This is a genomic window from Sutterella sp. KLE1602 (assembly GCF_001578585.1).
Lineage (GTDB): Bacteria > Pseudomonadota > Gammaproteobacteria > Burkholderiales > Burkholderiaceae_F > Sutterella > Sutterella wadsworthensis_A.
Genome location: NZ_KQ968491.1, coordinates 32,451 through 41,531, shown reverse-complemented (window position 1 = coordinate 41,531; position 9,081 = coordinate 32,451). Strand labels below are relative to the sequence as shown.

The window sequence follows — 9,081 nt, the reverse complement described above, 5'->3', positions numbered from 1 at the left end:
AAACCCTCCCACTTCAGTGGCGAGGTTGTTTAGACAAAAGCAAAAAAAGCAGGCATGATATTCACATGAGGTCCCTCGCTCAGGGCCTGCCTGTCGGCGGTCCGCAGAAGAGGCGAAGAGGGCACTGGAGGTAAACTTATGAACATTCTCGTTCCCGTCGACGGCACCGAACACAGCCTGCGCGCCGTTGAATTCCTGACCACCCGCACCGACCTGCTCGGCGCCGCTCCGAAGATCACGATCTTCTTCTCTCAGCATCCCGTGCCGCAGCGCATGATCACGAGCCTCGAACCGCTCACGATCAAGGACTACTACGCCGAGGAGGCCGAAAGCCTCTTCGCGTCCGTGCGCGCCCTGCTCGGCGACACGAAGCTCAACATCGAGATGCACTACGCCGTCGGCTCTCCCGCCGAGGAGATCGTGAAGGAAGCCGACCTCGTCGACGCCGACCTCATCATCATGGGCATCCGCGGGCATTCCGCCGTGAGCAGCTTCCTCTTCGGCTCCGTCTCGAACGCCGTTCTCGCCCACACCCACCGTCCGATCCTGATGCTGCGCGACAAGCTCCCCGAAGGGACCTCGCTTCTTCGCATCGGCATCGCCTGCGACGGCTCCGAATACGGCGAGCGCGCCGTGGACTTCGTGCTCAAGAACCGCGCGCTCTTCGGCTCCGAAACCCGCTACGAGCTTCTCAACGCGGGCCGCTCCACCCATACGATCGGCCTCTCCTCGATGGCAAGCATGATGTCGAGTCCGACGGCCGCCGCCGACATGGTCAAGCTTCGCGGCCAGCACTTCGACGCAGTGATGGCCGCCCTCATGCCCAAGTTCGAGGCCGAAGGCATCAAGCCGCGCCCCGTGCGCCTTGACGGCAACCCCGGCGAAGTGATCGCCGACTACGCCGAAAACACGCCGCTCGACCTGCTCCTCATGGGCTCGCACGGCTACGGCAACCTGCGCTCCGCGCTCATGGGCTCCACCGCCCAGAAGATCGCGGCCAACAGCTCCGTGCCGCTGCTCATCATCCGATAAGCACAATCCGCATGACTGAAAGCGGGCGCCTTCCGATCAGGAAGACGCCCGCGTCTCATTCATGCGTCAATGCATCGACGAAAACCAGAGGAATGACCTCATTCGATGGCGATCATCTTCTTGGCCTTGGCTTCGATCGCCTCCTTCTTCGGGATCGAGATGCTCAGGACGCCGTTTTCGTACTTCGCCTTGACGTCTTCTTCAGTCACGCCCTCGCCCACGTAGAACGCGCGGCTCAGAGCGCCGGACCAGCGTTCGCGGCGAACGCACTGGCCCTTCTTTTCGGCCTCCTGCGTCTCCTCAACGGCCTTTTCAGCGCTGATCGTCAGATAGCCGTCCTTGAGCGTGGCGCTGATGTTCTCCTTGCGGAAGCCCGGAAGCTCAACATCAAGCTCCCAGCTCTTTTCGCCTTCGCGCACGTCGGTCTTCATCAGACGGCCGGCGCGGTTGCCGAAGAGCTTGTCATGACCGTGACGATCGGTCATGCCGGCGAACGGGAACGTTTCATCGAAAAGGTCTTCACCAAAAACAGACGGAAGCAGCATTTTGTTTTCCTTCATTGTCTTCTGCCGTCGACCATGGCGGTGTGCATTCGGAGAAGTGCCTGTGCGGCACCCTTTCGGGCGCCCCGCACCTCTCTCTGAGGACTATATGGAGGCTTCAAGTCTGATTTCAAGCTCGGAAAAAGCGAAACCTTTGCCTAAAGGCAAAAGAAAAGCGGAGTTCGTGCATCAGAAAGGCTCCCCTCCTCTTTAGACGGCTCAAGGATTGTCGAGAGCCTTCGGACATACTCGAAAAATCCTGAAGCTCCCGGAGATGCGTCATGGAAGACGTGAAGGCTCAACTTGCCCTTTTGACACGGGTCGTCACTGACCTTCAGAAAGTCGTGCTCGAACTCAAGGCGGAAATCTCGGCGCTGCGCAGCCAAAGCAGTTTGCCCAAAGCCGTCGAACCGCTCAAAGCAGTCGAAACCCCGCCCGCAACCGCCACGTCAGGCCTCGAGATTCCTGATGAGCCGTGGACGGACGCTGAAGCCAAAACACAAGCCCCATGCGGCAGCACCGGAAAACAATTGGTCAAGACGCCGAAGATTGTTGCGGAAACGGATCTCACTTCACGAGAGAAGGTCGAGCTGTTCGCAGGTCTATTTGCAGGCAGATCCGATGTCTACGCAACCCGCTGGGCCTCCAGGACCGACGCGCAAAAGTCCGGCTACTCGCCGAAATGCACCATGCGTTACACCGAAGGCTGCAACCTGAAGTGCCACCTGTGCCCGCACTAAGCCTACGAAAAGGGGACTGCCGGGACCTACTACTTCCATCTCAAAGGCGACATCGTGATGGGCGTCTATCCGCTCCTGACGGACAACACCTGCCGATTTGCCGTTCTTGACTTTGATAACAGTGACTGGGAGCGTGACGGCAAAGCCGTCATCAAGACCGCCAGAAAGCACGGCATTCCACTCGTTCCTGAAATCTCCCGATCCGCCTGCGGCGTGCACCTGTGGCTCTTCCTGTCCGTACCCATGCAGGCCGCAGTGGTCAGACGGGTTCTTGAAAGACTGATTGCGCTCACGATCGCCGATGAGGGGCTACTCAAGCTCGACTCCTTCGACCGCATCATTCCCTGTCAGGACGAACTGCCGCGCGGCAACAGCAGCATCGGCAATCTGGTGGCGCTTCCCATGCAGCCTGAAGCCAAGGCGCGCGGTGGTTCATCCTTCATTCGAAGGGACGCCCGCCTTTCATTCATGCGTCAAGCCCGCATGCATCTCAGGACTTCGCGAAGACACCGCGCATGACGGGACCGACGCGCAGGAGACAGAAGAGCGCGCCTGCGGCCGCAATGGCACCGCCCGCCCAACCGATGTCGGCGATCGAGGCGTGGGTGCAGACGAGGCCGCCCACGAGGGCGCCCGAACCGATGCCCACGTTATAGATGCCCGAATAGACGCTCATGGCAACGGCCGTGCCCGACGGAACGGCACGGATGATGGCCGACTGGAAGACCAGGTTGTAGAGCGTCACCGCAAGCCCCCAGAAGATGCAGAGCAGCACGATCGTGAGTTCGCCGCCGCCCAGAGGTGCCATGAGAAAGAGGCTCGCGACGATGCCGAACACTGAGAACTGCAGGAAGCCGATCGGACGGCGGTCAAAGAAGTGCGAGAAGATCCAGCTGCCGAGAATGCCCACAGCGCCGTAGGCGACGAGCACCCAGGTAATGCGGTCGGGAAGCATGCCGGTCACCTGCGCGAGGAAGGGCTCGATGTACGAGTAGACCGTGAAGTTCCCCGTCATGATGAGCGGCGTCAGGATATAGATGCCCATGAGAGCGGGCCGGCTCAGAAGTGCTGGCACCTTGTCGAGCGCCACGGCATTGCGGCTGTGCACGCTCGGGAAAAAGCGCCAGAGGCAGACGAGCGCAATCGCCGCGACAAGCCCGATGGCGAGGAAGGTCATGCGCCAGCCCAGATAGAGGCCGAGCACGCGTCCGAGCGGCAGGCCCGCGATCATGGCGATGGACGAACCCGCGACCACAAGGCCGAGCGCGGCGGAGGTCTTGTGCTTCGGTGCAACCTCGACGGCAAGCGGGCTCACGACGGACCAGAAAATCGCGTGCGAGCAGGCGACGCCAAGGCGCGACGCGAGGAGAATCCAGTAGTTGGATGCGACGGCCGAGAGCACGTGGCTCGCGACGAAGAGCGCAAGCACCGACATCATGAGGCGACGACACTCCATCTTCGAGGCGAGCAGCATCAGCGGCAGCGACATGAGCGCGACGACCCAGGCGTAGGTCGTCACGAGCCAACCCATCTCGGCCTCGGTGCGGCCGAAGTCACGGCCGATGTCGGTGAGAAGCCCGATCGGAATGAATTCGGAGGTGTTGAAGACGAAGGTGCAGAGCGTGAGCGTCAATACGGGAAGCCAACGCATGAAGAAGGTCTTTTCGCCGGTGTCGGTCATGATGATGTGCGCTTTGATTTTGTCCGGGACTGTCGTTTTCATCCGCAGGCGGGACCTGCGTTTTTTTTGGCGGATGAGAATCTTAGCGCAGCCGTCCGGCGAAGGCAGCGGCCTGAAGCGGCGTCAATGACGCACATCAAGCCGCTGCGGGAGACTTGCTTTGTGTGAGGCGGGCGGCCTTGCGCCCCACCCCGAATGAAGCTTGAGGGCCGCTCGTCAGGCGTCTTCGCCGGGCAGGCGAACGTCGGGGACGTGCTCCTCGCGTGCGTTCTTCGAGAGGATGAAGTCGAAGTAGTCGCTGATGTACTCGCGGGGCGAGCCGATGAGCTCGTTGCCCACGAGCACGTGGATGAAGATCGACTGGATGAGCGGCGCGACGAGGACGACGGGACGGTTGCGCACGAAGTCGGGGACGTCCTCCTTCTCGAGCATGCGGGCAAGAAGGCCGTCATTTCTGAAGACAGGCACGAAGAGCCTCGCGTAAAGGTCGTGCATGATCTCGGGCGAGCGCAGGCCCTCGGCCCAGACGAGTCGGAAAACGCGCAGGTTGCGCTTCGAGCGCGGCGTGCCGTCGGTGAGCGGCGCGACGACCTTCATGAGCCTATCCTTGAGGGGAAGGCCCTCGTTTTCGGAGCTCGTCACGTTTTCGAGGTTGCGGTGCATGACGCCCGCGATGCCTTCGGCAAGCGCGTGCAGGAGTTCCTCCTTGCCCTTGAAGTAGTTGTAGATCGTCCCCTTGGCGACGCCCGCGCTGCGGGCGATGTCTTCCATTCGGGTGGCGGCAAAGCCCCTTTCCTCGAAGCAGTCGAGGGCCGCCGAAAGGATGCGGCGGCGCTTGTCTTCAGTCTTGACGGCCATGTCCGGTTGACTCCCTTTTCAAAAGTTTCTTGTCTTCGGCGCAGATCACGAGATCTTGTGCCTGAAGAGATAGGTTGCGAGGCTCATCGAGCCGAGCCCCACGAGAGCGACGGGCCAGACGAGCGGCAGGATGTCCATGAGGCCCGCGCCCTCGAAGTAGACGGCGCGGATGGCCTGGATGCTGTAGCGAAGCGGATTGAGGATCGTAGCGGTCTGCATCCAGTGGGGCATGGCGCGCACGCTCGTCATGAGGCCCGAGAGGATCACCATCGGGAGCATCATCACGATGATCATGACGATCGACTGCTGGATGTTGTCCGCAACGGCCGAGACGCCCAGACCCAGGCCCACCATGCAGAGGCTGAATCCAAAGATCACGAGGCCGAGCAGCAGGAATGAGCCCTTGAAAGGAAGCTCGAACCAGAGGAAGCCGATCGCGAAGATCAGGAAGGCCTGTCCGCAGGCGATGAGGGTCGGCATGACGGCCTTGCCGATCAGGATCTCGATGCTGTCGGCGGGCGTCATGAGCATCATGTCGAACGAGCCGTCCTCGCGCTCGCGCGAGACCGAGAGACCGGCAAGCAGCAGTACCTGAATGAGCGCGAGCACGGGAATGAGGCCAGGCACAATCGTGTAGCGGGTGATCCCGTTCTCATTCCAACGCGCGCGGTCGCGCACCTCGACGGCGAGCCCGCCGCCGTGCTTCGCGTTGACCTGCGTCGCGATCGAGCTGATGTAGCCGTAGGCGATGCCCGCGGTCGTGGAGTTGCGGGCGTCGGAGACGACCCTCATCTCGCCCTTGCGGTCGAAGTCGTTCGGGAAGTAGACCCCGACGAGCGCCTCACTCGAGTCGATGCTCTTCTCGAAGTCGGCGAGCGAGACGGCGTTTCGCTTGAGGTCGAAGATGCCGTTGCCCGTGATGCCGCGCACGATTTCGGCCGAGGCCGACGAGTGCGACTCGTCAAGAAGCACCCAGGGCACGCGCTCAAGGTTGAAGGTCGCGCCGTAGCCAAAGAGAATGGCCTGCAGGAACACAGGCGCGATGAGCACCATGCGCGAGCCCTTGTCGCCGAACGTGACGGCGAACTCCTTTACGACGATGGCGAAGATGCGGTTGAGAGACGCGCGCACGTCCCGCCAGAGGGACTTCAGCATGATGCGCCTCCCTTCGGTTCGGACTTGTCAGGGACCGTCACGGGCGGGCGCTTGCGCAGGACCCGCACGGCCATGCAGAAGAAGAGCGCGGCCCAGCAGCAGAGGATCCCGACGTTGCGCCACAGGATCGGACCGTCGCCCGCCAGGAAGCACTGCTTGAAGGCCTCGACGGCGTAGGTGGGCGGCAGGAGCCTGCCGACGAACTCGATCCAGACAGGGACGCTCCTCAGGTCAAAGAGGAAGCCCGAAAGCATCAGGCTCGGCATGTAGGCGAGCACGACGGCGAGCTCGATCGCGAGGAACTGGTTCTTCACCTTGGCGGAGATGAAGAGGCCGAGCGCCGTGCCCATGGCGGTCAGGGTGAGCAGGATGGCGAGCACGCCCGCGATGCTTCCCCTGAGCGGCTGTCCGAAGACGAGGAAGCTCGTGCAGAGCGAGAGGAGCGAGCCGCCGAAGGCGATCGTCCAGTAGCTGAGCCACTTCGCGAGGAAGATCTCAAGGGGCGAGGCCGGCGTCGCGAAGATCGCGGCCATGGTGCCGCGCTCCCATTCGCGCGCGATCACGATGGCGCTCATCATGGTGGACGCTGCGCCCACGACGATGACGAGGATGCCCGGTACGAGGTACCAGGTCGAGATGCTCGCCTCGTTGAACCAACTGCGGGACGCGAGCGACTTGACGGGCCCAGCCGAGACGCGCGAGGCGACGGCGGACTCGATCATGCCGTTCGATACCATCTTCGTGACGGAGCTGTTGAGCTGTCCGAGCACGTAGCTCTTGAAGAGCGTCGCGGAATTGCTGTCGACGCCGTAGACCGTGAGGCCGAGCTCGGCCGCCTCGCCCTGCTGAGCGTTGGCCGCAAAGCCCGCCGGAATCGTGAGGATGCACTCGACCTCGCGGGCCTCAAGCGCCTTTTCGGCGGGCGCCTTCGCGTAGAAGACCTTCGCGTCGAAGTACGGATTCGCGGTGAAGTCGACGGCAATGCGCTGCGCGACGGGCGTGCGCTCCTCGAGGACGATCGCGACGGGCACGCCCTTCATGTCCATCGAGATGCCGAAGCCGCAGACGAGCAGCATGAAGAGCGGCAGGAAGACGCCGATGACGAGCGCAGACGGATCGCGCCCGATCTGGTGCCACTCCTTGACGATGAGCGCCAGACATCTGGAAGCCGAAAAGCGCAGCAGTCCTGTTTTTCTCGCGGCGGTCATGATGCGGCCTCCTTTTTCCTCGCAGCTCGGGCGGCTTCGACGATGGCGATGAAGGCGTCCTCGATCGAGCGGATCGTGCGGCCCGGCGCGTCCTTGGCGGCGAAGGCGCGCACCTCACCGGGCGAACCCAGCGCCAGAATGCGACCCGCGTCCTGGATGAGGAAACGGTCGCAGTACTCTGCCTCCTCCATGAAGTGAGTCGTCACGACGATCGTCGTACCTGCGGCCGCAAGCTTCGTGAGACTGCGCCAGAAGGCGCGGCGGGACGCGAGGTCGGCGCCCGAGGTCGCCTCGTCAAGAAAGAGGATCTTCGGATGGTGAAGAAGCGCGCAGGCAATCGACAAATCGCGCTTCGCACCCACGGGCAGCGACTTGGCAGGCATGCGCCTGTAGGCCGAAAGCCCGTAGCCGCGCATCGCCTCGGCGACGCGGCGGGTGAGCCTCGGACCCCAGAAGCCGTAGCTTCGCCCGAAGTAGCGCAGGTTCTGCTCGACCGTGAGCTTGTCGTAGAGGGAGAACTTCTGGGCGACGTAGCCGATCTCGGCGCGCACCTCGGCCTTGGCCTCGCGAAGATCCCAGCCCACGACCTCGATCTCGCCGCCCGAAGGCGCAAGAAGGCCGCAGAGCATGCGGAAGGTCGTGGTCTTGCCCGCGCCGTTGGGGCCGAGCAGGCCGAAGATCTCTCCGCGCTTCACGTCAAAGGTCGTGTCAGCGACCGCCACGAAGCTGCCGAACGTGCGCGAAAGATCGCGCGCGCGGATCGGCACGTCGCCCGTATCAAGCCGCCCCGGATCGTCGGGGTCGGGCGCTGCGGACGAGGCGGCGTCGTCGGCGCGCACGGTCTCCATCGTGAAGGTGAGGAGCGCATAGGCGTCCTCCATGCGCGGCGCACGTTCGAGAACGTCGAAGTCGGGAACGGTCCCCGTCTCGTCCCTGCGAAGCGCGAGTTCGACCTCGCGCTCGGCGAATTCGCGGGTGTTGGGGGCGTTGAGCAGCAGGTCGATGCCGCCGTCGCGGGGGACGGCGTCGAGAAAGACCGACTTTTCGGGGGCGGGCGAAACCTTGAGCATCATGCGGCGCGAGAGCGACTTCCTCTCGGCGTCTGAAAAACCCGAAAGATCGAGCGCATAGGTGCGGCCCTTCGTGCGCCCGAGAAGCTCCGCGGGCGTGCCTGAGCCGATGATGCGACCCTCCGACATGCAGAGCACCCAGTCGGCCGACTCAGCCTCCTCGAGATAGGCGGTGGAGAAGAAGCACGTCGTGCCGCCCTGCCCGACCATGCGCCGGATCACGGCCCAGAGCTCGCGGCGCGAGAGCGGGTCGACGCCCACGGTGGGCTCGTCGAGGAGAAGGAGCGCGGGCGCGCGCACGAGCGCGACGGCCAGCGCGAGCTTCTGCTTCATGCCGCCCGAGAGCTTGCCCGCAGGGCGGCCCTCGAAGCCCTCAAGGCCCGTGAGCGCAATGAGGCTCGCGTAGTACGCCTCGATCGTCATGTCTTCGGGAGGCTTCGCGCCCCTGAGCGCACCGAAGAGCTTCATGTTCTCCATGACGGAGAGGTCCTTGTAGAGGCCGAGCGTCTGCGGCATGTAGCCCACGGCGTTGACGAAGTCCTCGTCGTCGGGGTCCGGAGTGCGCCCGAGCACGCTGAGCGAGCCTGAGTCCTGGCCCACGAGCCCGCAGATCATCTGCATGAGCGTCGACTTGCCCGCGCCGTCGGGACCGATGAGCGCGACCAAGCGCGCCTCGGGCGGTACGGCGAAGGTGACGCCGTCGACCGCACGCACGGGCTCGCGTCCGTCCTCGGACGCAAAGACCCTGCAGAGCGCCGACGCTTCAATGACGGATGTCGTCATGACGTGCTTTCC

The 9,081-nt window shown here is 63.4% G+C and carries 9 protein-coding genes; 3 read left to right on the top strand and 6 right to left on the bottom strand.

Annotated elements, in window-relative coordinates:
• The first annotated feature begins 138 nt into the window (after positions 1 to 138).
• On the top strand, positions 139 to 1,032 hold the full coding sequence (locus tag HMPREF3036_RS01650; protein ID WP_005434728.1) for a universal stress protein: 894 nt from the start codon (positions 139 to 141) through the stop codon (positions 1,030 to 1,032).
• Between the two features lie 98 nt (positions 1,033 to 1,130).
• Here the strand turns inward: HMPREF3036_RS01650 and HMPREF3036_RS01645 are convergent, their stop codons facing one another.
• Positions 1,131 to 1,592: an Hsp20/alpha crystallin family protein gene (locus HMPREF3036_RS01645; RefSeq protein WP_231289348.1), complete on the bottom strand. Its 462-nt coding sequence runs from the start codon at positions 1,590 to 1,592 to the stop codon at positions 1,131 to 1,133.
• Positions 1,593 to 1,855: 263 nt separating this feature from the next.
• On the opposite strand from HMPREF3036_RS01645, the gene HMPREF3036_RS01640 reads away from it, so the two are divergent.
• Both HMPREF3036_RS01640 and HMPREF3036_RS01635 read left to right on the top strand, forming a co-directional pair.
• Positions 1,856 to 2,314, top strand: a complete 459-nt coding sequence (locus HMPREF3036_RS01640) for a TOTE conflict system archaeo-eukaryotic primase domain-containing protein (RefSeq protein ID WP_062331028.1) — start codon at positions 1,856 to 1,858, stop codon at positions 2,312 to 2,314.
• Positions 2,315 to 2,368: 54 nt separating this feature from the next.
• A complete protein-coding gene (locus HMPREF3036_RS01635) occupies positions 2,369 to 2,833 on the top strand; it encodes a TOTE conflict system archaeo-eukaryotic primase domain-containing protein (RefSeq protein ID WP_156469712.1) in 465 nt (154 codons plus the stop codon).
• Here HMPREF3036_RS01635 and HMPREF3036_RS01630 read toward each other — a convergent pair.
• The 5 genes from HMPREF3036_RS01630 to HMPREF3036_RS01610 all read right to left on the bottom strand — a co-directional run bounded on the left by HMPREF3036_RS01630 (position 2,805) and on the right by HMPREF3036_RS01610 (position 9,069).
• Positions 2,805 to 3,995, bottom strand: a complete 1,191-nt coding sequence (locus tag HMPREF3036_RS01630; RefSeq protein ID WP_082897312.1) for a sugar transporter — start codon at positions 3,993 to 3,995, stop codon at positions 2,805 to 2,807. The genes HMPREF3036_RS01635 and HMPREF3036_RS01630 overlap by 29 nt on opposite strands.
• A gap of 216 nt (positions 3,996 to 4,211) precedes the next feature.
• Entirely contained in the window at positions 4,212 to 4,853 is a 642-nt protein-coding gene (locus tag HMPREF3036_RS01625; protein ID WP_062331022.1) for a TetR/AcrR family transcriptional regulator, read from the bottom strand.
• A gap of 45 nt (positions 4,854 to 4,898) precedes the next feature.
• Positions 4,899 to 6,008 carry an ABC transporter permease gene (locus HMPREF3036_RS01620; RefSeq protein WP_062331019.1) on the bottom strand — a complete coding sequence of 370 codons (1,110 nt, stop codon included), beginning with the start codon at positions 6,006 to 6,008 and terminating at the stop codon, positions 4,899 to 4,901.
• The gene (locus tag HMPREF3036_RS01615; protein WP_062331015.1) at positions 6,002 to 7,216 is read right to left on the bottom strand and encodes an ABC transporter permease; all 1,215 of its coding nucleotides are present in this window, start codon (positions 7,214 to 7,216) and stop codon (positions 6,002 to 6,004) included. The genes HMPREF3036_RS01620 and HMPREF3036_RS01615 overlap by 7 nt, the downstream gene beginning before the upstream one ends.
• Entirely contained in the window at positions 7,213 to 9,069 is a 1,857-nt protein-coding gene (locus HMPREF3036_RS01610; protein WP_062331012.1) for an ATP-binding cassette domain-containing protein, read from the bottom strand. The genes HMPREF3036_RS01615 and HMPREF3036_RS01610 overlap by 4 nt, the downstream gene beginning before the upstream one ends.
• Between the last annotated feature and the right edge of the window lie 12 nt (positions 9,070 to 9,081).